At 62.1% G+C, this 23,229-nt stretch carries 21 protein-coding genes and 1 other RNA gene; 18 read left to right on the top strand and 4 right to left on the bottom strand.

From position 1 onward, the window contains the following. The first annotated feature begins 205 nt into the window (after positions 1-205). Positions 206-979: an OmpA family lipoprotein gene (locus tag C5F70_RS19535; protein WP_026139898.1), complete on the top strand. Its 774-nt coding sequence runs from the start codon at positions 206-208 to the stop codon at positions 977-979. Positions 980-1,049: 70 nt separating this feature from the next. On the opposite strand, the gene C5F70_RS19530 is transcribed toward C5F70_RS19535, so the two are convergent. From C5F70_RS19530 to C5F70_RS19515, 4 genes are all read right to left on the bottom strand, one after another. After that, on the bottom strand, positions 1,050-1,631 hold the full coding sequence (locus C5F70_RS19530; RefSeq protein ID WP_017845939.1) for a BON domain-containing protein: 582 nt from the start codon (positions 1,629-1,631) through the stop codon (positions 1,050-1,052). After that, positions 1,628-2,221 (bottom strand): phosphoheptose isomerase, encoded by a 594-nt coding sequence (locus tag C5F70_RS19525; RefSeq protein WP_003171862.1) that lies wholly within the window; start codon positions 2,219-2,221, stop codon positions 1,628-1,630. Before C5F70_RS19525 ends, C5F70_RS19530 begins: the two co-directional genes overlap by 4 nt. Before the next feature lie 92 nt (positions 2,222-2,313). After that, entirely contained in the window at positions 2,314-2,685 is a 372-nt protein-coding gene (locus C5F70_RS19520) for a YraN family protein (protein WP_017845938.1), read from the bottom strand. Further along, positions 2,685-4,496, bottom strand: a complete 1,812-nt coding sequence (locus tag C5F70_RS19515; protein WP_046484605.1) for a penicillin-binding protein activator — start codon at positions 4,494-4,496, stop codon at positions 2,685-2,687. Before C5F70_RS19515 ends, C5F70_RS19520 begins: the two co-directional genes overlap by 1 nt. Positions 4,497-4,683: 187 nt before the next feature. On the opposite strand from C5F70_RS19515, the gene rsmI reads away from it, so the two are divergent. The 17 genes from rsmI to ftsZ all read left to right on the top strand — a co-directional run bounded on the left by rsmI (position 4,684) and on the right by ftsZ (position 23,209). Beyond that, complete coding sequence (gene rsmI, locus C5F70_RS19510) at positions 4,684-5,589, top strand: 16S rRNA (cytidine(1402)-2'-O)-methyltransferase (protein ID WP_162231502.1); 906 nt, start codon at positions 4,684-4,686, stop codon at positions 5,587-5,589. A gap of 96 nt (positions 5,590-5,685) precedes the next feature. After that, positions 5,686-6,039, top strand: an RNA gene (rnpB, locus tag C5F70_RS19505) — RNase P RNA component class A. A 355-nt stretch (positions 6,040-6,394) separates the two neighbouring features. Next, complete coding sequence (gene mraZ, locus C5F70_RS19500) at positions 6,395-6,850, top strand: division/cell wall cluster transcriptional repressor MraZ (RefSeq protein ID WP_003171868.1); 456 nt, start codon at positions 6,395-6,397, stop codon at positions 6,848-6,850. After that, the gene (gene rsmH, locus C5F70_RS19495; RefSeq protein WP_010213048.1) at positions 6,847-7,794 is read left to right on the top strand and encodes a 16S rRNA (cytosine(1402)-N(4))-methyltransferase RsmH; all 948 of its coding nucleotides are present in this window, start codon (positions 6,847-6,849) and stop codon (positions 7,792-7,794) included. Before mraZ ends, rsmH begins: the two co-directional genes overlap by 4 nt. Continuing rightward, positions 7,791-8,084: a cell division protein FtsL gene (gene ftsL / locus C5F70_RS19490; RefSeq protein WP_017845934.1), complete on the top strand. Its 294-nt coding sequence runs from the start codon at positions 7,791-7,793 to the stop codon at positions 8,082-8,084. The genes rsmH and ftsL overlap by 4 nt, the downstream gene beginning before the upstream one ends. Then, positions 8,084-9,826, top strand: coding sequence for a penicillin-binding protein 2 (locus C5F70_RS19485; RefSeq protein WP_017845933.1), 1,743 nt, complete (start codon positions 8,084-8,086; stop codon positions 9,824-9,826). The genes ftsL and C5F70_RS19485 overlap by 1 nt, the downstream gene beginning before the upstream one ends. Further along, positions 9,826-11,289 carry a UDP-N-acetylmuramoyl-L-alanyl-D-glutamate--2,6-diaminopimelate ligase gene (locus tag C5F70_RS19480; protein ID WP_017845932.1) on the top strand — a complete coding sequence of 488 codons (1,464 nt, stop codon included), beginning with the start codon at positions 9,826-9,828 and terminating at the stop codon, positions 11,287-11,289. The genes C5F70_RS19485 and C5F70_RS19480 overlap by 1 nt, the downstream gene beginning before the upstream one ends. Then, on the top strand, positions 11,282-12,652 hold the full coding sequence (murF, locus tag C5F70_RS19475) for a UDP-N-acetylmuramoyl-tripeptide--D-alanyl-D-alanine ligase (protein WP_104903895.1): 1,371 nt from the start codon (positions 11,282-11,284) through the stop codon (positions 12,650-12,652). Before C5F70_RS19480 ends, murF begins: the two co-directional genes overlap by 8 nt. Beyond that, positions 12,652-13,734: a phospho-N-acetylmuramoyl-pentapeptide-transferase gene (mraY, locus tag C5F70_RS19470; protein ID WP_017845930.1), complete on the top strand. Its 1,083-nt coding sequence runs from the start codon at positions 12,652-12,654 to the stop codon at positions 13,732-13,734. Before murF ends, mraY begins: the two co-directional genes overlap by 1 nt. A gap of 6 nt (positions 13,735-13,740) precedes the next feature. Then, on the top strand, positions 13,741-15,087 hold the full coding sequence (gene murD / locus C5F70_RS19465) for a UDP-N-acetylmuramoyl-L-alanine--D-glutamate ligase (protein WP_104903894.1): 1,347 nt from the start codon (positions 13,741-13,743) through the stop codon (positions 15,085-15,087). Continuing rightward, complete coding sequence (ftsW, locus tag C5F70_RS19460) at positions 15,084-16,307, top strand: putative lipid II flippase FtsW (RefSeq protein ID WP_017845928.1); 1,224 nt, start codon at positions 15,084-15,086, stop codon at positions 16,305-16,307. Before murD ends, ftsW begins: the two co-directional genes overlap by 4 nt. Beyond that, complete coding sequence (gene murG / locus C5F70_RS19455) at positions 16,297-17,367, top strand: undecaprenyldiphospho-muramoylpentapeptide beta-N-acetylglucosaminyltransferase (protein ID WP_102617122.1); 1,071 nt, start codon at positions 16,297-16,299, stop codon at positions 17,365-17,367. The genes ftsW and murG overlap by 11 nt, the downstream gene beginning before the upstream one ends. Next, positions 17,360-18,820: a UDP-N-acetylmuramate--L-alanine ligase gene (gene murC, locus C5F70_RS19450; RefSeq protein ID WP_046484593.1), complete on the top strand. Its 1,461-nt coding sequence runs from the start codon at positions 17,360-17,362 to the stop codon at positions 18,818-18,820. Before murG ends, murC begins: the two co-directional genes overlap by 8 nt. Further along, positions 18,817-19,785 carry a D-alanine--D-alanine ligase gene (locus tag C5F70_RS19445; protein ID WP_017845925.1) on the top strand — a complete coding sequence of 323 codons (969 nt, stop codon included), beginning with the start codon at positions 18,817-18,819 and terminating at the stop codon, positions 19,783-19,785. The genes murC and C5F70_RS19445 overlap by 4 nt, the downstream gene beginning before the upstream one ends. A 3-nt stretch (positions 19,786-19,788) precedes the next feature. Further along, complete coding sequence (locus C5F70_RS19440) at positions 19,789-20,658, top strand: cell division protein FtsQ/DivIB (protein ID WP_026139894.1); 870 nt, start codon at positions 19,789-19,791, stop codon at positions 20,656-20,658. A 15-nt stretch (positions 20,659-20,673) separates the two neighbouring features. Further along, positions 20,674-21,936 carry a cell division protein FtsA gene (gene ftsA / locus C5F70_RS19435; protein WP_017845923.1) on the top strand — a complete coding sequence of 421 codons (1,263 nt, stop codon included), beginning with the start codon at positions 20,674-20,676 and terminating at the stop codon, positions 21,934-21,936. A gap of 67 nt (positions 21,937-22,003) precedes the next feature. Beyond that, positions 22,004-23,209 carry a cell division protein FtsZ gene (ftsZ, locus tag C5F70_RS19430; RefSeq protein WP_017845922.1) on the top strand — a complete coding sequence of 402 codons (1,206 nt, stop codon included), beginning with the start codon at positions 22,004-22,006 and terminating at the stop codon, positions 23,207-23,209. The last annotated feature ends 20 nt before the right edge of the window (positions 23,210-23,229 follow it).

Raw genomic sequence — 23,229 nt, 5'->3', positions numbered from 1 at the left:
CTTGGGCGGTCAAGCCCTGTAGCAAAAAACTCAGCGTGTGTTCAGAGTGTGTCTGCTACGGTTTGTGCCGCGACGATAGTCCTGCGTTTTTTGTTACAGGTTAAGATACGTCCACGGAATTTTTACCGTTTGTCGCGTTCAAAACCCGGCAAAGATCCATTGTCCATATCCTCTGCACCCAGAGTGCAAAAGTAGGAGCTTCTCCATGTTCACTCCGCGTCGTCTGCTCGTTGTCGCTACTGCCGTAGCCATGTTATCTGGCTGTGCTTCACCCAATCCGTATGACGGTAGCAGCCAGGGACAGGCGAGTAATGAATCCGGTGGCATGAGCAAGACCGTCAAGTACGGCGGCCTCGGCGCTCTGGCCGGTGCGTTGGCCGGTGCAGCCATCGACCATAACAACCGTGGCAAGGGCGCACTGATCGGTGCCGTCGTCGCGGGTGCAGGCGCAGCGGGTTATGGCTACTACGCCGACCAGCAGGAAAAGAAACTGCGCGAAAGCATGGCCAATACCGGGGTTGAGGTTCAGCGCCAGGGCGATCAGATCAAGTTGATCATGCCGGGCAACATCACCTTCGCCACCAACTCGGACGCGATCGCCAGCAGCTTCTATACGCCGCTGAACAACCTGGCCAACTCGCTCAAGCAGTTCAGCCAGAACACCATCCAGATCGTGGGTTACACCGATAGCACCGGCAGCCGTCAGTTGAACATGGACCTGTCCCAGCGTCGTGCGCAGAGCGTGGCCAACTATCTGACCTCCCAAGGCGTCAGCGCTGCCAACCTGAGCGCTCGTGGTGCCGGTCCGGATAATCCGATCGCCAGCAATGCCGACGTCAACGGTCGCGCGCAGAACCGTCGTGTAGAAGTGAACCTGGGCCCAATCCCAGGCCAGCAGTATGGCCAGCCGGGCGCCCAGCAACAGGCGCCGCAGCAGAACAACCAGTTCCAGGGCAACCCGTACTCGCAATACCAGTAATCTGCAGCCAATAAAAAGGGCGCCGTGCAATCAATGCACGGCGCCCTTTTTTTGTGGCCTGTCGGTTACATCAATCGATGTACTCGAACACCTTCACGATCTTCTGTACGCCGGACACGCCCTGTACCAAGTTCGCCGCACGGGTCGCTTCTGCCTGGGTCAGCAGGCCCATCAGGTAAACGATGCCGTTGTCGGTGACGACTTTGATGCGCGAACCGGGAATGGCGTTGTCGGTCAGCATCTGCGCCTTGATCTTGGTGGTCAGCAGCGCATCGTTGCTGATGGCCAGCAGGGTGATCGGGTCCATTACCTGCAATTCGTTGTGGACCTTCTTGACCCGCTGCACGGCCGAGGCGGCTTGTTCGGCCTGGGCCTTGAGTTCGGCACGTGGCGTTTGGCCGGCGAGCAGTACCACGCCGTTGAAGCTGGTCACGACGATGCGCGACGCGCCATTGCCCAGGTCCGTAGCGGCCTTGGCGACGTTGACCTCGACCTTGGTTTCGATCAACGAGTCGTCAATCTTGCTGCCGAAGGTGCGGGTGCCCTTGTCGTCCTGGATGGGGGTGTCACGTGTCGCGGTGATTGCCGTGCTGCAGCCGCTGATGCCGAGGCACAGCGCAATCGCCAATAGGCTGAGGCGTTTAACGGTCATTCTTCACTCCCGAACAGTTGGCTGTCGATCAGATCGCACAGGCAGTGGATCGTCAGCAGGTGGACTTCCTGAATACGTGCGGTGACATTGGCCGGGACGCGAATCTCCACGTCCTCGGGCAGTAACAGCGAGGCCATGCCGCCGCCGTCGCGACCAGTCAATGCTACGACAATCATTTCGCGATCATGTGCGGCCTGGATCGCCTGAATAATATTCGCCGAGTTGCCGCTGGTGGAAATCGCCAGCAGCACGTCACCCGGTTGCCCCAGGGCGCGGATCTGTTTGGAGAAGATTTCGTTGTAGCTGTAGTCGTTGGCGATCGAGGTGATCGTCGACGAATCGGTGGTCAAGGCAATGGCCGGCAAGCTCGGACGCTCGCGCTCGAAGCGGTTGAGCAACTCGGACGAGAAATGCTGGGCATCGCCGGCCGAGCCGCCGTTGCCGCACGAAAGCATTTTGCCCTCGTTGAGCAAGGCATTGACCATGACCTGACTGGCTTGCTCGATGTGCGGTGCAAGTACGTCCATCGCCTGTTGCTTGGTGTCGATGCTGGCCTGGAAAAGCTGGCGAATTCGGGATTGCATGTCCATCTGTGTGACCTTAAGTAGCGCGGCTATTTGGCACAGGAATGTGCAGCCCGCAAAGCAAAGAGCAAAAGTGTGTGGTGAAGATGTCCGGCGAATCAGCTGTCGAAGGCATCTTTGAGCCAGTTCAAATCAGCTTTGCCAGACGGTGTGCTTTCAATGGCAACCACATCGAAACGGCAGGGGGAGTCAGCCCAGCGATGCTCCTTGAGCAGGAAAAACTGCGCGGCGAGTATCAGCTTCTGACGCTTGCGCCCGTCGATACTGGCGAGCGCGCCACCCCATTGTGCGTGTTTTCTGTAGCGGACTTCGACGAATACTACTGTATCGCCGTCAAGCATGACCAGATCAAGCTCGCCGCGTTTACACAACCAGTTCTGCGCCAGAAGGCGCAGACCCTGTTGTCGAAGGTACTCAAGCGCTTGAAGTTCGGCATCCTTGCCGCTTTGTGCGCTGGACCGTTCGGGCATCAGCGTGGGGTATCGGGCAGACGTTGGACTTCGCCGCCGACGAACTTCGCCCACGGCATCTGGCGGTCAACGCGCTGGTGGGCGCTGATGCCCAGGTTGCCCGAGAGGCCGTCAATGCGCGTATCCGGCAATGCCTTGAGTTGGCCCACGCGTGGCGCCAGGCGGTAGGCATCGACGCCCATCGCGTACAGGCGGCCAAGGCTGCCATTGGCTTGCGGCCATTGTGCAGCGACCTGGTTGCGCAGCGGGTCGGTAGTGTTGAGCAGCCAGGGGGTTTCGCAGAACATCACGTTGGTCATGTCCAGGTACTGGTTCTTGTCGCCGCTGGCGCTGAACACGTGAGACGTCGCATACACCGGCACGTCGCCGGCGTACTGGAAGTTCAGGGTCGGCTTGATCTGCTGGGCCAGTTGCGGGGTGACGGCCAGGAAGATGAACTCGATATCCTGGCGACGCGAAGGTTGTGCGGCGACGTCGGTGCCGACGGCGCTTTGCAGGCTCTTGGCACGGCCTTCACTTTTACGCAGTTGGAACAGATCGGCAATCTGCTGGGCGAGGGCGACCGGCTGGTCGACGTACTCGACGCCGACAACGGTGCCGCCGTTGGCTTCCCAGTCCTGGCGGAAGGCCTTGTAGACACGCTCACCCCATTCGCCACGGGGCACCATCGCAGCGGCGCGGTGCAGGCCGTCGGCACGGGCGCGGCGCGAGACTTCGCGAGCTTCGTCTTCAGCCGCCAGGCCGAACTGGAACAACTGCGCTGGGTTTTGATCGGTCTCGCTGTAGTTCAACGCCAGGGTGGTAATCGGCAATTGCGGGCGTGCGCTGAGCTGTTTGACCAGCGGCTTTTCCAGCGGCCCGACGACCAATTGCACGCCGGCAGCCTTGGCCTTGGCGTAGAAGTCGTCGAGGGAGGTCAGGCGCGAGCTGTCATAGAACTCGATGACCGGCGGCTTCTGCCCGGCTTGTTCAGCCTGGTAATGCGCGGCCATGAAGCCTTCGCGCAGGGCCTTGGCCACGTTGGCCAGTGGACCCTCCTGCGGCAGCAGCAGGGCGATCTTGTTCAGCGGCTGGCTCGCCAGTTCCTTGAGTTTGGTCAACGGCGTCGGCAGTTGCACGGCGGCCGGATGGCCGGGGTTCTGCGCACGCCAGGTGTCAATGGCGGCTTGCTGTTGCTCCAGCGTGCCGGCGCCCTTGACCGCCTGGGCCAGGGTGATCCAGCCGTCGAGCGTCGGGTTGCCGCTGGCTTGCAGTTGTTCGGCCGGCAGCGCGGCAATCAGCGCCCAGATGGCTTCATGGTTGCTCTTGGCGGCGTCGCCGGTCAGCAGTGGCGCCATGGTCACGCGCTCGCGAGCGGCGGCCAGGGTCTGGCCGTCGGCTTCATAGGCGCGTGCATGTACGGTGCCGGTGCGGACCTGCTGTTCGGCCGGCAGCTCCTTCAGGTTCTGCAGGCTGGGGTGGTTCAACGCCGCCAGCGCGGCCTTGGGCTGGTTGCGCGTCATGGCCAGTTCGGCGGCCAGGGTGTTGGCGAACACCTGCGCGGCGGGCTTGAGAGCATCCAGCGGCACCTGCGCAAGAATCTGCGACGAGCGGCCAGCGTTGTTCTGGTGGTAGGCCATGTCGGCCGCACTCAGGCGCAGTAACGCAGCTTTTTCGGGCGTGTTGGCGGTAGTCGCCTGTTCGAGCAGTTGCTCGATACTGGCATCCGGGGTCCGTGGCAGGTCGCCAAGGCGGGACGAGGGCGAGCTGGCACAGGCGCCCAGCAAGGCAGCGAGGCAGAGGGCGGAGAGCAGCCGCAGGCAAGGGATCATGTAAGTGTTCCTGATACCGATCAAATTAGCGTGGAATTGTACCCAAGCACTGGCCCAGGCGCGATGTTACTGGCGTGAAACCGTCAATTTAGGTGGTGTAAATGTTGCGTTTGGGTGGCTAGGGCCGACCGACGGCTGAAACGGCATCCATCTCGATGGCATATTTCCGCGGCGTCGACGCGCTACAATGTGGCTTTTGCCAACCATTGAGGTGTGCGTTTTGACTGCTCCAGGTCCTTTGAATTCCACAGCAGGCTCGCTTTTTGTCGTGGCGACGCCCATTGGCAACCTGGACGACATCAGCGCCCGGGCGCTTAAAGTGTTGCGCGACGTTAAATTGATCGCTGCGGAAGACACTCGGCACTCCCAGCGCTTGATGCAGCATTTCGGCATCAGTACGCCATTGGCGGCCTGCCACGAACATAACGAGCGCGAAGAAGGCAGCCGTTTTATCACGCGCCTGCTGGCCGGTGACGATGTGGCGCTGATTTCCGATGCCGGTACCCCGCTGATTTCCGATCCCGGTTACCACCTGGTCCGTCAGGCGCGTGCCGCGGGTATCAATGTTGTGCCGGTTCCGGGCGCATGCGCGTTGATTGCGGCGTTATCCGCCGCGGGGTTGCCATCGGATCGTTTCATCTTCGAGGGTTTCCTGCCGGCCAAGGCGGTGGGGCGTCGCGCACGTCTTCAGGCGCTTAAGGAAGAACCGCGCACGCTGATCTTCTATGAAGCCCCGCATCGTATCCTCGAATGCCTGCAGGACATGGAGCTGGTGTTCGGTGGCGAGCGCCTGGCGCTGCTGGCCCGCGAGTTGACCAAGACCTTCGAGACGCTCAAGGGGCTGCCGCTGGAAGAACTGCGCGCGTTTGTCGAAGGTGACAGCAATCAGCAGCGTGGCGAGTGCGTGGTGCTGGTGGCGGGTTGGACAGCGCCGGAAAATGAAGACGCCGTCGGTGGCGAAGCCATGCGCGTCTTGGATCTGCTGCTCAAGGAAATGCCCCTTAAGCGAGCGGCGGCGCTGGCGGCGGAAATCACCGGGGTGCGCAAAAATGTGTTGTATCAGGCCGCGCTGGATAAACAGAAAGCCGAATAGTTCCGGGGTTAAACCGGTATTCCGTCTGAACGTGATGGCATTGCTGCACTTTTAATACTTGTCCTAACTCCGTCGTGCCGTTAACCTGCGCGGCGGAGAGTCGATTGGACAGTCGCTGCCCTCTATGAAAATTAGGGGGGGGAGGAAAGTCCGGGCTCCATAGGGCGAAGTGCCAGGTAATGCCTGGGAGGCGTGAGCCTACGGAAAGTGCCACAGAAAATAACCGCCTAAGCACTTCGGTGCCGGTAAGGGTGAAAAGGTGCGGTAAGAGCGCACCGCACGTCTGGCAACAGTTCGTGGCTAGGTAAACCCCACTTGGAGCAAGACCAAATAGGGTCCCAAGGCGTGGCCCGCGCTGGGACCGGGTAGGTTGCTAAAGATGTCCAGTGATGGCCATCGTAGACGAATGACTGTTCAAGACAGAACCCGGCTTATAGATCGACTCTCCACCTTTTTTCCTTCTGTCCGAATCTCGTGCAGAAACCCGGTAGTAACGCAAGAATCCCTCCCTGCCAAATCATTGGCAGATGCATCTTGGTAATACCAAAAAAATCTTACTCTTAATAAATTACTTTAACTTTGAAGCATAGCTCTTTGAGCTATTTGTTCTTATTGAGCCAAAAATACCGCTGAACTCTGATTTCTCCTCCTCTTGCGCTCCTAAATCTCCGTTCTGTAAGGCTTTTCCTTGAATCCGCGCCTTGACGGTGTGGTGGGCGCATTCCTATAGTGTGCGCAAGTGGCGGAAAGTGGCACAAAGTGGGTTTTTTGAACGTAAAGCGCTAAAATTTGGAGAAACGCATCTGTGTTTCGCGGAGCTAACGCTATCAGTCTCGATGCAAAAGGCCGTCTCGCTATGCCGAGCCGGTATCGTGACGAGCTGATTTCGCGAAGTTCCGGGCAGTTAATCATCACGATCGATGCCGTTGACCCTTGTTTATGCGTTTACCCCCTCGATGAGTGGGAGTTGATTGAAACCAAACTGCGTGCCTTGCCTTCATTGCGTGAAGAAAACCGCCGTCTGCAGCGTTTGCTGATCGGTAATGCCGTCGACCTCGAACTCGATGGCAGTGGTCGTTTCCTGGTGCCCCCGCGTCTGCGCGAGTACGCCAAGCTCGACAAGCGCGCAATGCTGGTGGGCCAACTGAACAAGTTCCAATTGTGGGACGAAGATGCCTGGGATGCTGTTTCTGCAGCTGACCTGGCTGCTATTCAACAACCGGGCGCCATGCCTGATGAACTGCGTGATTTGATCTTGTGACTATTGATAGCGGCTTTAACCACATCACCGTACTGCTTGACGAAGCCGTTGAGGCTCTCGCCGTACGCGCGGATGGCTGCTATCTGGATGGTACCTTCGGCAGGGGCGGGCACAGCCGGTTGATACTCAGCCAGCTCGGGCCCGACGGTAAACTCCTCGGGTTCGACAAAGACCCCCAGGCGATTGCCACCGGGCAAGCGCTAGCGGCCGAAGACGGCCGCTTTGTCGTTGTACAACGCAGCTTTGCCGAGCTGGGTGCCGAAGTCGCCGAGCGCGGCATGGCAGGCAAGGTGGCCGGGGTTTTGCTCGACCTGGGCGTGTCCTCGCCGCAGCTCGATGACCCGGAGCGCGGTTTCAGTTTCATGAACGACGGCCCGCTGGATATGCGTATGGACCCCACCCGTGGTGTCAGTGCCGCCCAGTTCATCGCCACCGCGCCGGTGGAAGAAATCGCCCGTGTGTTCAAGGAATACGGTGAAGAACGCTTCGCCGGCCGCATGGCGCGCGCCGTGGTCGAGCGCCGCGAAATCCAGCCGTTCGAGCGCACCGCCGATCTGGCTGAAGTGCTGAAAGTCGCCAACCCTGCCTGGGAAAAGGGCAAGAACCCGGCGACCCGTGCGTTCCAGGGCCTGCGTATTCACGTCAACAATGAATTGGGCGATCTGGAAGCCGGCCTCGAAGCCGCGCTGGAAGCCTTGGAAGTGGGCGGGCGCCTGGTGGTGATCAGCTTCCACTCCCTGGAAGACCGCATCGTCAAACTGTTCATGCGTCGCCTGGTCAAGGGTGAATCCGACAACCTGCCACGCAACCTGCCGGTGCGTTTCGAAGCCTTCGTGCCGAAAATCAAAATCCATGGCAAGGCGCAGTTCGCTTCCGAAGCTGAACTCAAGGCCAACCCACGCTCCCGTAGCGCCGTCATGCGCGTCGCGGAGAAGTTGCGGTGAGCAGGCTCTTCGCCAAGCCCCTCCCGGGCGGCAGCTTCTTTATGTTGTTGCTGTTTATCGGCGTGCTGGTGTCCGCGATTGCGGTGTCCTACAGCGCCCATTACAACCGCCAACTGCTCAATACCCTGTACGGCGAATTGAGTGTGCGTGATAAAGCGCAGGCGGAGTGGGGCCGGTTGATCCTCGAGCAAAGCACCTGGACCGCCCACAGCCGCATCGAAATACTGGCCACCGAACAGCTGAAGATGCACATCCCTGGCGCGGCCGAAGTTCGAATGGTGGCGCCATGATGAAACTCGAAGGCGCACTTTACCCGTGGCGCTTCCGCCTGATGCTTGGCTTGCTGGCCTTGATGGTCGGCGCCATCACCTGGCGGATCATCGACCTGCAGGTGGTCGACCGCGACTTCCTGATCGGCCAGGGCGATGCCCGTAGCCTGCGACATATTCCGATTCCTGCACACCGCGGCCTGATCACCGACCGTAACGGCGAGCCCCTGGCCGTCAGTACGCCGGTGACCACGCTGTGGGCCAACGCCAAGGAATTGCAGGTGGCCAAGGACAGGTGGCCACAACTGGCTGCCGCGTTGGGTCAGGACCCGAAAGCCCTGGCCGAGCGCCTGGAAGCCCAGGCCAATAAAGAATTCATCTACCTGGTTCGCGGCCTCACCCCCGAACAGGGCCAGCAAGTGCTCGACCTCAAGGTCCCCGGTGTCTACGGCATCGAGGAATTCCGCCGTTTCTACCCGGCTGGTGAAACCACCGCGCACATGGTTGGCTTTACCGACATCGACGACCATGGTCGCGAAGGGGTTGAGCTGGCCTACGATGAATGGCTGGCCGGCGTGCCCGGCAAGCGACAGGTCATCAAGGATCGGCGCGGCAGACTGATCAAAGACGTCCAAGTCACCAAAAACGCCAAGGCCGGCAAGCCCTTGGCGTTGTCGATTGACCTGCGCCTGCAATACCTGGCCAACCGCGAGCTGCGTAACGCGATCATCGAGAACGGCGCGAAGGCCGGCAGCCTGGTGATCATGGACGTGAAGACCGGCGAGATCCTCGCCATGGTCAACCAGCCGACCTACAACCCGAACAACCGTCGCAACCTGCAACCGGCGATGATGCGCAACCGCGCGATGATCGACGTGTTCGAGCCGGGTTCGACCATGAAAGCCATCTCCATGAGTGCCGCCCTGGAAACCGGGCGCTGGAAGCCCAGCGACAAGGTCGAGGTCTACCCCGGCACCCTGCAGTTGGGCAAATACACCATTCGTGACGTGTCGCGTACCGAAGGCCCGGTGTTGGATCTGACAGGTATCCTGATCAACTCCAGTAACGTGGGCATGAGTAAGGTCGCCTTCGATATCGGCGGCGAAACCATCTACCACCTGGCGCAAAAGATCGGCCTGGGCCAACCCACCGGCCTGGACTTCCCGGGTGAGCGCGTGGGCAACCTGCCGAACTACCGCGACTGGAAAAAAGCCGAGACCGCCACGCTGTCCTACGGCTATGGCCTGTCGGTTACCGCGATCCAGCTGGCCCACGCTTTCTCTGTATTGGCCAATAACGGTCGGATGGTTCCTTTGAGCCTGATCCACGTCGACGAAGCGCCGAAAGCGACCCAGGTGATCCCGGAAAGCGTCGCCAAGACCATGCAAGGCATGCTGCAACAAGTGATCGAAGCACCGCGCGGCGTATTCCGCGCCCAGGTGCCGGCGTATCACGTGGCCGGCAAGTCGGGTACTGCGCGTAAGACCTCGGTCGGCACCAAAGGCTATGCCGAGAACTCCTATCGCTCGCTGTTCGCCGGTTTCGGCCCGATGAGCGACCCGCGCTACGCCATCGTCGTCGTGATCGATGAACCGAGTAAAGCGGGCTACTTCGGTGGCCTGGTGTCGGCGCCGGTGTTCAGCAAAGTGATGTCCGGCACCCTGCGCCTGATGAACATCACGCCGGACAACCTGCCGCCGACCCAACAAGCGAACGCCGGACCACCGGCCGCCGCGGTAAAAGCCAATGGAGGGCGCGGCTGATGTCTCTTAGCCTGAACAAGATTTTTGCCCATGCCGGTCGCGATCTGCTGATCCGCGAGCTGACACTGGACAGTCGTAATGTACGCGCCGGGGACCTGTTCCTGGCGGTGCCTGGCGGCAAATACGATGGCCGCGCGCACATCGCCGATGCCCTGCAACGCGGTGCCGCCGCCGTGGCGTATGAAGTGGACGGTGCCACCGTGCTGCCGATCACCGACGTGCCGTTGATTCCGGTCAAAGGCCTGGCCGCGCAACTGTCGGACATCGCCGGGCGTTTCTACGGCGATCCGAGCCGCCATCTGAACCTGATTGGCGTGACCGGCACCAACGGCAAGACCAGCGTGACCCAACTGGTCGCCCAGGCGCTTGACCTGTTGGGCCAGCACTGCGGCATCGTCGGCACCCTGGGCACCGGTTTCTATGGCGCGCTGCAAAGCGGCCTGCACACCACGCCGAACCCGATCGCCGTGCAAGCGACCCTGGCCGACCTGAAAAAGGCCGGTGCCAAGGCGGTTGCCATGGAAGTGTCGTCCCACGGTTTGCACCAGGGCCGCGTTGCTGCGCTGGCTTTCGATGTGGCGGTGATGACCAACCTGTCCCGCGATCACCTGGACTACCACGGCACCATGCAAGCCTACGCCGCCGAGAAGGCCAAGCTGTTTGCCTGGAACGACCTGAAGTGCCGCGTGGTGAACCTGGATGACGCGTTCGGCCGCGAGCTGGCTGCCCAAGACAGCGAAGCGCGCCTGATCAGCTACAGCCTGGAAGACTCCCGCGCCTATCTGTATTGCCGCGAAGCCCAATTCAATGACGAGGGCGTGCGCGCCACGTTGGTGACGCCGCAGGGCGAGCACCATTTGCGCAGCACCTTGCTGGGTCGTTTCAACCTGAGCAACGTCCTCGCGGCGATCGGTGCGCTACTCGGCCTGGATTACGCGCTCGATGAAATCCTGCGTGTGCTGCCGAAGCTGGAAGGCCCGGCCGGTCGCATGCAACGTCTGGGCGGCGGTTCGCAGCCGCTGGTGGTGGTCGATTACGCCCACACCCCGGACGCACTGGAAAAAGTCCTGCTGGCCCTGCGCCCACACGCCAAGGGCAAGTTGCTGTGCCTGTTCGGCTGTGGCGGTGATCGCGATCGCGGCAAGCGTCCATTGATGGCCGAGATTGTCGAGCGTCTGGCCGATGGCGTGCTCGTCACCGACGACAACCCGCGCAGCGAAGACCCGAGCCAGATTTTCGACGACATCCGCGTCGGCTTCAAAGACCCATCCAAAGCCAGTTTCATTGCCGGTCGCGGCGCGGCCATTGCCCAATTGATCGCCAGCGCCAGCGTCGACGATGTCGTGGTACTGGCTGGTAAAGGTCACGAGGACTACCAGGAAATCAACGGCGAACGCCACGCTTTCTCCGATCTGGTCGAGGCCGATCATGCCTTGACCGCCTGGGAGGTCGCCCATGCTTAAAGCGATGAAATTCAGCGAGCTGACCCAGGCCCTCTCGGCGCGCATGCTGTCGGGTGATTGCAGTTTCAATGGCGTCAGTATCGATAGCCGTGCGATCAATCCGGGCCAACTGTTTGTTGCCCTGGCCGGTCCGCGTTTCGACGGCCATGACTACCTGAATGAGGTCGCCGCCAAAGGCGCGGTCGGTGCCCTGGTGCAACGCGAAGTGGCGGACTCCACCCTGCCGCAATTGCTGGTGGCCGACACGCGCCTGGCCTTGGGCCAACTGGGTGCGCTGAACCGTGCGGCGTTCACCAAGCCGGTGGCCGCGATCACCGGCTCCAGCGGCAAGACCACGGTCAAGGAACTGCTCGCCGGTGTCCTGCGCACGCGCGGGCCGGTGCTGGCCACCCGTGGCAACCTGAACAACGATTTCGGCGCACCGCTGACCCTGCTCGAACTGGCCCCGGAACACACGGCGGCCGTGATCGAGCTGGGCGCTTCGCGTATTGGCGAAATTGCCTACACCGTGGCGCTGACCAAGCCTCACGTGGCAATTATCAACAACGCCGGGACCGCCCACGTCGGCGAGTTCGGCGGCCCGGAAAAAATCGTCGAAGCCAAGGGCGAAATCCTCGAAGGCCTCGATGCCTCGGGCATAGCTGTGTTGAATCTTGACGACAATGCCTTCGAGACCTGGCGTGTACGCGCCGCCGGTCGCAAGGTGCTGACGTTCGCCGTGCTGAATGCAGCGGCCGATTTCCACGCGTCGAACATCGCGGTCGACGCCCGTGGTTGCCCGTCCTTTACCTTGCATTCGCCGCAAGGTGAGCAGCATGTGCAGTTGAACCTGCTGGGCAACCATAACGTCGCCAACGCCTTGGCGGCCGCGGCTGCGGCTTACGCCCTGGGCGTGTCGCTGTTTGGCATCGCCACCGGCCTGGGCGCGGTGCAACCGGTCAAGGGCCGTACCGTCGCGCAATTGGCCAGCAATGGCATGCGCGTGATCGATGACACTTACAACGCCAACCAGTCCTCGGTCTGCGCCGCCATCGACCTGCTCAAGGGTTTCGACGGGCGCAAGGTGCTGGTGCTGGGTGATATCGCCGAACTGGGCGATTGGGCCGAACAGTCCCATCGGGAAGTCGGCGCTTACGCCAGCGGCAAAGTCGACGCGCTCTACGCCGTCGGCCCGAACATGGCTCATGCCGTCAATGCCTTCGGCCCCGGTGCGCGGCATTTCGCCACCCAGGCCGAGTTGATCCAGGCGCTGCGTGCGGGCGAACAAGACAAACACACAACCATTTTGATCAAGGGATCGCGCAGCGCGGTGATGGAAAACGTCGTCGTGGCCTTGTGTGGCTCAAGTACGGAGAAACATTAATGCTGCTGCTGCTGGCTGAGTATCTGCAACAGTTCCACAAAGGCTTCGCGGTCTTCCAGTACCTGACCCTGCGCGGGATTCTGGGCGTGCTGACTGCGCTGTCTCTGTCGCTGTTCCTGGGGCCGTGGATGATCCGCACCCTGCAGAGCCTGCAAATTGGTCAATCGGTTCGCAATGACGGCCCGCAGTCGCACCTGTCCAAATCCGGCACCCCGACCATGGGCGGCGCGCTGATTCTGTCGTCCATCGGCATCAGCACCTTGCTCTGGGCCGACCTGTACAACCGCTACGTCTGGGTGGTGCTGCTGGTGACCTTGTTGTTCGGCGCCATCGGCTGGGTCGATGACTATCGCAAAGTGATCGAGAAAAACTCCAAGGGGCTGCCAAGCCGCTGGAAGTATTTCTGGCAGTCGGTGTTCGGCCTGGCCGCCGCGATCTTCCTCTACATGACGGCTCCAAGCGCGGTCGAGACCACCTTGATCATCCCGATGCTCAAGGATGCGAGCATTCCGCTGGGCATCGGCTTCGTGGTGCTGACCTACTTCGTCATCGTCGGCTCCAGCAACGCGGTGAACCTGACCGACGGCCTCGACGGCCTGGCGATCATGCCGACGGTGATGGTGGGCGGCGCATTGGGCATCTTCTGCTACCTGTCGGGTAACGTGAAATTCGCTGAATACCTGCTGATCCCGTATGTGCCGGGCGCCGGTGAACTGATCGTGTTCTGCGGCGCGCTGATCGGTGCCGGGCTGGGCTTCCTGTGGTTCAACACCTATCCCGCGCAAGTGTTCATGGGCGATGTCGGCGCACTGGCGCTGGGCGCGGCCCTGGGCACCATCGCGGTGATCGTTCGCCAGGAAATCGTGCTGTTCATCATGGGCGGTGTGTTCGTGATGGAAACCCTGTCGGTGGTCATCCAGGTGGCTTCCTTCAAATTGACCGGGCGCCGCGTGTTCCGCATGGCGCCGATCCACCACCACTTTGAACTCAAGGGCTGGCCTGAGCCGCGTGTGATCGTCCGATTCTGGATCATCACCGTGATTCTCGTGCTGGTCGGTCTTGCCACCCTGAAACTGAGGTAGAAACGAGTGTCCCTGATCGCTTCAGACCACTTCCGCATCGTTGTCGGCCTCGGCAAGAGCGGCATGTCCCTGGTTCGCTTCCTGGCGAACCAGGGCACGTCGTTTGCCGTCGCCGATACGCGGGAAAATCCACCGGAGCTGGTCACGCTGCGCCGTGACTACCCGCACGTGGAAGTGCGTTGTGGCGAGTTGGATGTCGAGTTTCTGTGCCGTGCCGACGAGCTCTACGTGAGCCCCGGCCTGGCCCTGGCGACACCGGCCCTGCAAGCCGCGGCGGCGCGTGGCGTGAAGCTGTCCGGCGATATCGACCTGTTCGCGCGTAACGCGAAGGCGCCGATCGTCGCGATCAGCGGTTCCAACGCGAAAAGCACCGTGACCACCCTGGTCGGCGAGATGGCGGCTGCGGCCGGCAAGCGCGTGGCCGTGGGCGGCAACCTCGGCACCCCGGCGCTGGACCTGCTCAGCGACGACGTCGAGCTGTACGTGATGGAACTGTCGAGCTTCCAGCTGGAAACCACCCACGACCTGGGCGCTGAAGTGGCCACCGTATTGAACGTCAGCGAAGACCACATGGACCGCTACAGCGGCCTGCCGGCCTATCACCTGGCCAAGCACCGGATCTTCCGCGGCGCCAAACAAGTGGTGGTCAACCGCCAGGATGCCCTGAGCCGTCCGCTGATGGGCGAGGGCCTGCCGTGCTGGACCTTCGGCCTGGGCAAACCCGACTTCAAGGCCTTCGGTATCCGTGAAGAGAACGGCGAGAAATACCTGGCCTTCGAATTCCAGAACCTGATGCCGGTGCGCGAGCTGAAAATCCGTGGCGCCCACAACCAATCCAACGCCCTGGCGGCCTTGGCGCTGGGGCATGCCGTAGGCTTGCCGTTCGATGCCATGCTCGCGAGCCTGCGCACCTTCGGCGGCCTCGAGCATCGCTGCCAGTGGGTCCGCGACGTCGATGGCGTCAGCTATTACAACGACTCCAAGGCCACCAACGTCGGTGCGGCCCTGGCCGCCATCGAAGGCCTGGGTGCCGATATCGACGGCAAGCTGTTGCTGATCGCCGGTGGCGACGGCAAAGGCGCCGACTTCAAGGACCTCAAGGGGCCGGTGGCCGCCCATTGCCGCGCCGTGGTGCTGATGGGCCGCGATGCCGACTTGATCGCCGCCGCCCTCGGTGATGCGGTGCCGCAAGTGCGCGCCAGCTCGCTCGACGACGCGATTGCCCAGTGCAAAGCCCTGGCCCAGCCGGGTGATGCGGTGCTGCTGTCGCCGGCGTGCGCCAGTTTCGACATGTTCAAGAACTACGAAGAGCGCGGCCAGCTGTTCGCCCGCGCCGTGGAGGCCTTGGCATGAATCTCAACCTCCGTAACATCATCAAGCCGTACCCGTCGCCGATCATTACCGGGCGCGGCATCGACCTCGACTTCCCGATGCTCGCCGGTTGCCTGGCTTTGCTCGGCCTTGGGCTGGTGATGATCACGTCGGCGTCCTCCGAAGTGGCGGCCGTGCAGTCGGGCAACACCCTGTACATGATGATCCGTCACCTGGTGTACCTGGTGATCGGCCTCGGCGCGTGCATCGTCACCATGATGATCCCCATCGCCACCTGGCAGCGTCTGGGCTGGCTGATGCTGATCGGTGCGTTTGGCTTGCTGATCATGGTGATCCTGCCCGGCATCGGCCGCGAGGTGAACGGTTCGATGCGCTGGATCGGCTTCGGGGCATTCAACGTGCAGCCGTCGGAAATCGCCAAGGTGTTCGTGGTGATCTACCTCGCCGGCTACCTGGTGCGGCGTCAGAAAGAAGTGCGTGAAAGCTGGATGGGCTTCTTCAAGCCGTTCATCGTGCTGCTGCCCATGGCCGGCCTGTTGCTGATGGAACCCGACTTCGGGGCCACCGTAGTGATGATGGGCGCCGCTGCGGCGATGCTGTTCCTCGGGGGTGTCGGGCTGTTCCGCTTCACCTTGATGGTGGTGCTGGCGGTGGCTGCCGTGACCGTGCTGGTGCAGGCGCAACCTTATCGGATGGCCCGTCTGATCACCTTTACCGACCCGTGGTCCGACCAGTTCGGCTCCGGCTACCAGTTGACCCAGGCGCTGATCGCCTTCGGTCGCGGCGAGTGGCTGGGCGTGGGCCTGGGCAACAGCGTGCAGAAACAATTCTACCTGCCGGAAGCGCACACCGACTTCGTGTTCTCGGTGCTCGCCGAAGAGCTGGGCGTGGTCGGTTCGCTGTGTACCGTCGCGCTGTTCGTGTTCGTGTGTGTGCGCGGCATGTACATCGGCTTGTGGGCCGAGAAGGCCAAACAGTATTTCGCTGCGTATGTGGCGTATGGCTTGTCGTTCCTGTGGATCGGCCAGTTCCTGATCAATATCGGCGTGAACGTCGGCCTGCTGCCGACCAAGGGCCTGACCTTGCCGTTCCTCAGTTACGGCGGCAGTTCGTTGGTGATCTGCTGTGCCTGTCTTGGCTTGTTGCTGCGCATCGAGTGGGAGAGTCGAACCCACCTGGGCAGCGAAGAGATGGAGTTCAGCGAAAGCGACTTCGCCGAGGAGCCGACCCATGGGCGCTAACGTGCTGATCATGGCGGGCGGCACCGGGGGCCACGTGTTCCCGGCCCTGGCCTGTGCGCGCGAATTCCAGAGCCGTGGCTACAGCGTGCATTGGCTGGGAACGCCGCGTGGCATCGAAAACGAACTGGTGCCGAACGCCGGCTTGCCGTTGCATCTGATCAACGTTACCGGCCTGCGCGGCAAGGGCAAGCTGTCGCTGCTCAAGGCACCGTTCGTGTTGCTCAAGGCGGTGTGGCAGGCGCGCAAGGTCATCCGTGAATTGCAGCCTGTGTGTGTGCTCGGTTTCGGCGGTTATGTGACCGGCCCCGGCGGCGTCGCGGCGAGGCTCGCGGGCGTGCCGGTGATCGTGCATGAGCAGAACGCTGTCGCCGGCACCGCCAACCGCTTGCTGGTGCCGCTGGCGGCGCGGGTGTGCGAAGCGTTCCCGAATACCTTCGGCGCCTCGGACAAACGCCGCACCACCGGCAACCCGGTACGCACCGAGCTGTTTATGGACATTGCCCGGCAGCCCTTGGTCGGGCGCAAGGCGCACCTGCTGATCCTGGGCGGGAGCCTGGGCGCCGAGCCGCTGAACAAATTGCTGCCGCAAGCGCTGGCGCAGTTGCCGGTGGACGTGCGCCCGCAGGTCTTTCACCAGGCCGGCAAGAACCACGATGAAGTCACCGCCACGCGTTATCGCGAGGCCGGTGTCGAGGCTGATGTGCAGCCCTTCATCAAAGACATGGCCCAAGCCTATGGCTGGGCCGACCTGGTGGTCTGTCGCGCTGGTGCGCTGACCGTCAGTGAACTGGCCGCCGCCGGTCTGCCGTCCTTGCTGGTGCCTTTGCCCCATGCGATCGACGATCACCAGACCCGCAACGCCGAATATTTGGCCGGGGAGGGCGCTGCCTTCCTACTGCCGCAAAGAACGACTGGCGCCGCCGATTTGGCCGCACGCCTGACCGAGGTTTTGATGCAACCGGAACGACTCAACAGCATGGCGTGTACCGCACGCCGCCTGGCCAAACCTGACGCAACCCGCACCGTGGTCGATATCTGCCTGGAGGTGGCCCATGGTTGAGAATCAGAAAGCCATGCCGCAACCGGAAATGCGCCGCATCCGTCGTATCCACTTCGTCGGGATCGGCGGTGTGGGCATGTGTGGCATTGCCGAAGTGTTGCTGAACCTGGGCTACCAGGTGTCCGGCTCCGACTTGAAAGAGTCGCCGGTTACCGAGCGCCTGAAGTCCTTCGGCGCGAAAATCTTCATCGGCCACCGCGCCGAGAACGCCGTCGAGGCCGACGTGCTGGTGGTGTCCAGCGCCGTGAACACCTCAAACCCGGAAGTTGCCAGCGCCCTTGAGCGCCGCATTCCCGTGGTGCCCCGCGCCGAGATGCTGGCCGAGCTGATGCGCTACCGCCATGGCATTGCCGTCGCCGGTACCCACGGCAAGACCACCACCACCAGCCTGATCGCCTCGGTGTTCGCCGCTGGTGGCCTGGACCCGACCTTTGTGATCGGTGGCCGCCTGAATGCAGCTGGCACCAATGCGCAACTGGGCACCAGCCGCTACCTGATCGCCGAAGCCGACGAAAGCGATGCCAGCTTCCTGCACCTGCAACCGCTGGTGGCCGTGGTCACCAACATCGACGCCGACCACATGGCGACCTACGACGGCGACTTCAACAAGTTGAAGAAAACCTTCGTCGAGTTCCTGCATAACCTGCCGTTCTACGGTTTGGCGGTGGTGTGCCTGGATGACCCGGTGGTGCGCGAGATCCTGCCGCTGGTCAAGCGTCCGACCGTGACCTACGGCTTCAGCGAAGACGCCGACGTGCGCGCGATCAATGTGCGCCAGCAAGGCATGCAGACGTTCTTCACCGTGCTGCGCCCGGACCGCGAACCGCTGGACGTGTCGGTGAACATGCCGGGCAACCACAACGTGCTCAATTCCCTGGCGACCATCTGCATTGCCTCCGATGAAGGCGTCAGCGATGAAGCCATTGTCGAGGGCCTGTCGGGCTTTGCCGGCGTGGGCCGGCGCTTCCAGGTCTACGGGCAACTGCCGGTGGAAGGTGGCGAGGTGATGCTGGTGGACGACTACGGTCACCACCCGACCGAAGTCGCCGCCGTGATCAAGGCCGTGCGCGGTGGTTGGCCGGAGCGTCGCCTGGTGATGGTCTACCAGCCGCACCGCTACAGCCGCACCCGCGACCTGTATGACGATTTCGTCAATGTACTGGCCGATGCCAACGTGCTGCTGCTGATGGAAGTCTACCCGGCCGGTGAAGAACCGATCCCCGGGGCGGACAGCCGCAAACTGTGCAACAGCATCCGTCAGCGTGGCCAGTTGGACCCGATCTACATCGAGCGCGGTGTGGACCTGGCGCCGATCGTCAAGCCGCTGCTGCGCGCCGGCGACATCCTGCTGTGCCAGGGTGCCGGTGATATCGGCGGCCTTGCGCCTAAATTGCTGGCGAGCTCCTTGTTCGTAAAAAAAGCGCTCGCTGCTGAACAGGGGAAGTCGAAATGACCACGAACTACGCCTCCCTGTTCTCCACCATCGCCCCTGCCGACTTCGGCCGCGTGGCCGTGCTGTTCGGCGGTAAGAGCGCTGAGCGCGAAGTGTCGCTCAAGTCCGGCAACGCCGTGCTCGAAGCGCTGCAAAGCGCGGGCGTGAATGCGTTCGGGATCGACGTGGGCGACGACTTCCTCGCGCGCCTGCAGGCCGAGAAGATCGACCGCGCCTTCATCATCCTGCACGGCCGTGGCGGTGAAGACGGCAGCATGCAAGGCCTGCTGGAGTGCGCCGGGATTCCTTACACCGGCAGCGGCATCCTCGCCTCGGCGCTGGCCATGGACAAGTTGCGCACCAAGCAGGTGTGGCACAGCCTGGGAATTCCTACCCCGCGTCACAGTGTGCTGTGCAGCGAAGACGATTGTATTTCCGCAGCCAAGGAACTGGGCCTGCCTTTGATCGTCAAACCAGCCCATGAAGGCTCCAGTATCGGCATGGCTAAAGTGAACTCGGCCGCCGAATTGATCGACGCATGGAAAGCGGCAAGTACCTACGATTCGCAAGTGTTGGTGGAACAGTGGATCCAAGGTCCCGAGTACACCATCGCCACCCTGCGTGGGCAGGTATTGCCGCCCATCGCCTTGGGCACGCCCCACACCTTTTACGATTACGACGCCAAGTACCTGGCTTCCGATACCCAGTACCGGATCCCCTGCGGCCTTGACGCAAGCAAAGAACAGGAATTGATGGACCTCACGGCGAAAGCCTGTGAGGCGCTGGGTATCGCCGGTTGGGCGCGGGCAGACGTGATGCAGGACGACCAAGGGAATTTCTGGTTCCTGGAAGTCAACACCGCACCGGGCATGACCGACCACAGCCTGGTCCCTATGGCCGCGCGCGCAGCCGGCCTGGATTTCCAGCAGTTGGTGCTGGCGATCCTGGCGGCCAGCGTTGCCGGTGAAGAAAGGCAGCGAGGCTAAGACATGAAAGGCGCATCGCTTCGTCATCAGCCCCCACCCGCACCCGGCCGCAAGCCGGTGCCACGGGGTGCCAGCCGAATGGTGGCTAAAGAGCCGATGTCGGCGCGCCTGCCGAAAGCCAACTTTGGTTTCCTCAAGGCGCTGTTCTGGCCGGTGTTGCTGGTGGTGTTGGGCTTCGGCACTTACGAAGGCGCGCAGCGTCTATTGCCTTATGCCGACCGGCCGATCACCAAGATCAGCGTGCAGGGCGACTTGAGCTACATCAGCCAGCAAGCGGTGCAGCAGCGCATCGGCCCGTTCCTGGCGGCGAGCTTCTTCACCATCGACCTGGCCGGCATGCGCCGGGAGCTGGAGCAGATGCCGTGGATCGCCCACGCCGAAGTCCGCCGTGTATGGCCGGACCAGGTGACGATCCGCCTGGAAGAACAACTGCCCGTGGCCCGTTGGGGCGATGAGGCACTGTTGAACAACCAGGGCCAGGCGTTCACCCCGCGTGAGCTGGCCAATTACGAGCACCTGCCGCAGCTGTTCGGGCCGCAGCGGGCGCAGCAGCAAGTGATGCAGCAGTACCAGGCCTTGAGCCAGATGCTGCGGCCGCTGGGCTTCTCCATTGCACGCCTGGAATTGCGTGAACGGGGCAGCTGGTTTTTGACGACCGGGGCAGGCAGTTCCGGCCCGGGCATCGAGTTGTTGCTGGGACGCGACCGCTTGGTGGAAAAGATGCGCCGCTTTATTGCCATCTATGAAAAGACCTTGAAAGAACAGATTACGAACATTGCGAGCGTCGACCTGCGTTACGCCAACGGCCTTGCCGTCGGCTGGCGTGAACCGGCTGCGCCCACGGCAGCGCAACCCGCTGTCGCGAAGAATTAAGAAGAGGCAGGACCCATGGCAAACGTGCAAAGCGGCAAAATGATCGTCGGTCTCGATATCGGCACCTCCAAGGTGGTGGCGCTGGTGGGCGAGGTCGGGGAAGACGGCACGATCGAAATCGTCGGTATTGGCACGCATCCGTCACGGGGCCTGAAGAAGGGCGTGGTGGTGAACATCGAGTCCACCGTGCAATCGATCCAGCGCGCCATCGAAGAAGCGCAGCTGATGGCAGGTTGCCGGATTCACTCGGCGTTCGTCGGCGTGGCGGGCAATCACATCCGCAGCCTGAACTCCCACGGCATCGTGGCGATCCGCGACCGCGAAGTCAGCGCGGCCGACCTTGAGCGCGTACTCGACGCCGCCCAGGCCGTGGCGATCCCGGCGGACCAGCGCGTGCTGCACACCCTGCCGCAGGACTACGTGATCGACAACCAGGAAGGCGTGCGCGAGCCCCTGGGCATGTCAGGCGTGCGCCTGGAAGCCAAGGTCCACGTGGTGACCTGCGCGGTCAATGCCGCACAGAACATTGAAAAGTGCGTGCGTCGCTGCGGCCTGGAAATCGACGACATCATTCTCGAGCAACTGGCTTCGGCCTACTCGGTACTGACCGACGACGAAAAAGAACTGGGCGTGTGCCTGGTCGACATCGGCGGCGGCACCACCGACATCGCGATCTTCACCGAGGGTGCGATCCGTCACACCGCCGTGATCCCGATCGCCGGCGACCAGGTCACCAACGACATCGCCATGGCGTTGCGCACACCGACGCAGTACGCCGAAGAGATCAAGATCCGCTATGCCTGCGCCCTGGCCAAACTGGCCGGTGCCGGTGAAACCATCAAGGTGCCGAGCGTGGGCGACCGTCCACCGCGCGAGCTGTCGCGCCAGGCCCTGGCCGAAGTGGTCGAGCCGCGTTACGACGAGCTGTTCACCCTGATCCAGGCGGAACTGCGCCGCAGCGGCTACGAAGATTTGATCCCGGCCGGCATCGTGCTGACCGGTGGCACCTCGAAGATGGAAGGCGCGGTCGAACTGGCCGAAGAGATCTTCCACATGCCAGTTCGCCTGGGCGTGCCCCATGGCGTCAAAGGCCTGGGCGACGTGGTGCGCAACCCGATTTATTCCACCGGTGTGGGCTTGCTGTTGTACGGGCTGCAAAAGCAGACCGACGGCATTTCCCTGTCGGGGCCGAGCATCCGCGACAGCTACCGCGGCGACGACGAAGCGAAAGCACCGTTGTTCGAACGGTTGCAGGCTTGGGTCAAAGGCAATTTCTAACGATTTACCGCAACACCGTAAAAAAGCAGTAGGCGAAAAAACTAGAGAACACGAAAGGAGAGGGAAAATGTTCGAACTCGTAGACAACATCCCCGCCAGCCCGGTCATCAAAGTGATCGGTGTCGGCGGTGGCGGCGGCAACGCTGTCAACCATATGGTCAAGAGCAACATTGAAGGCGTTGAATTCATCTGCGCCAACACTGATGCCCAGGCGCTGAAGAGCATCGGCGCGCGGACCATCCTGCAATTGGGCACCGCCGTGACCAAGGGCCTCGGCGCTGGCGCCAACCCGGAAGTCGGCCGTCAAGCCGCGCTGGAAGACCGCGAGCGTATCGCCGAAGTGCTGCAAGGCACCAACATGGTGTTCATCACCACCGGCATGGGCGGCGGTACCGGTACCGGCGCAGCGCCGATCATCGCCGAAGTGGCCAAGGAAATGGGGATTCTGACGGTCGCGGTCGTGACCCGTCCGTTCCCGTTCGAAGGCCGCAAGCGCATGCAGATCGCCGACGAAGGTATCCGTCTGCTGTCTGAAAGCGTCGACTCGTTGATCACCATCCCCAACGAGAAGCTGCTGACCATCCTGGGCAAGGACGCGAGCCTGCTGTCCGCGTTCGCCAAGGCTGACGATGTACTGGCCGGTGCCGTTCGCGGTATCTCCGACATCATCAAGCGCCCGGGCATGATCAACGTCGACTTTGCCGACGTGCGTACCGTGATGAGCGAAATGGGCATGGCGATGATGGGCACTGGCTGCGCCAGCGGTCCGAACCGTGCGCGTGAAGCCACCGAAGCGGCCATCCGCAACCCGTTGCTCGAAGACGTGAACCTGCAAGGCGCACGCGGCATCCTGGTGAACATCACCGCCGGTCCTGACCTGTCCCTGGGTGAGTACTCCGACGTGGGTAGCATCATCGAAGCCTTCGCTTCCGAGCACGCGATGGTCAAAGTCGGCACCGTGATCGATCCGGACATGCGCGACGAACTGCATGTGACCGTGGTCGCGACCGGCCTGGGCGCAAAAATCGAGAAGCCTGTAAAGGTCATCGACAATACCGTTCATACCGGCCACAACAGCCACGCCAGCCAAGCGGCTGCCGCTCCAGCGCCTGCGCGTCAGGAACTGCCGTCGGTGAACTACCGTGATCTGGACCGTCCGACCGTGATGCGCAATCAGGCTCAGGCCGGTGCTGCAGCGTCCCGTAGCCCGAATCCGCAAGATGACCTGGACTACCTGGACATCCCGGCATTCCTGCGTCGTCAGGCCGATTAATGGAATGTATCAGGGCTATG

Source organism: Pseudomonas sp. LH1G9 (assembly GCF_002949975.1).
Classification (GTDB): domain Bacteria; phylum Pseudomonadota; class Gammaproteobacteria; order Pseudomonadales; family Pseudomonadaceae; genus Aquipseudomonas; species Aquipseudomonas veronii.
The sequence above is the reverse complement of the archived record's forward strand: the minus strand, read 5'-3'. Positions and strand labels throughout refer to the sequence as shown.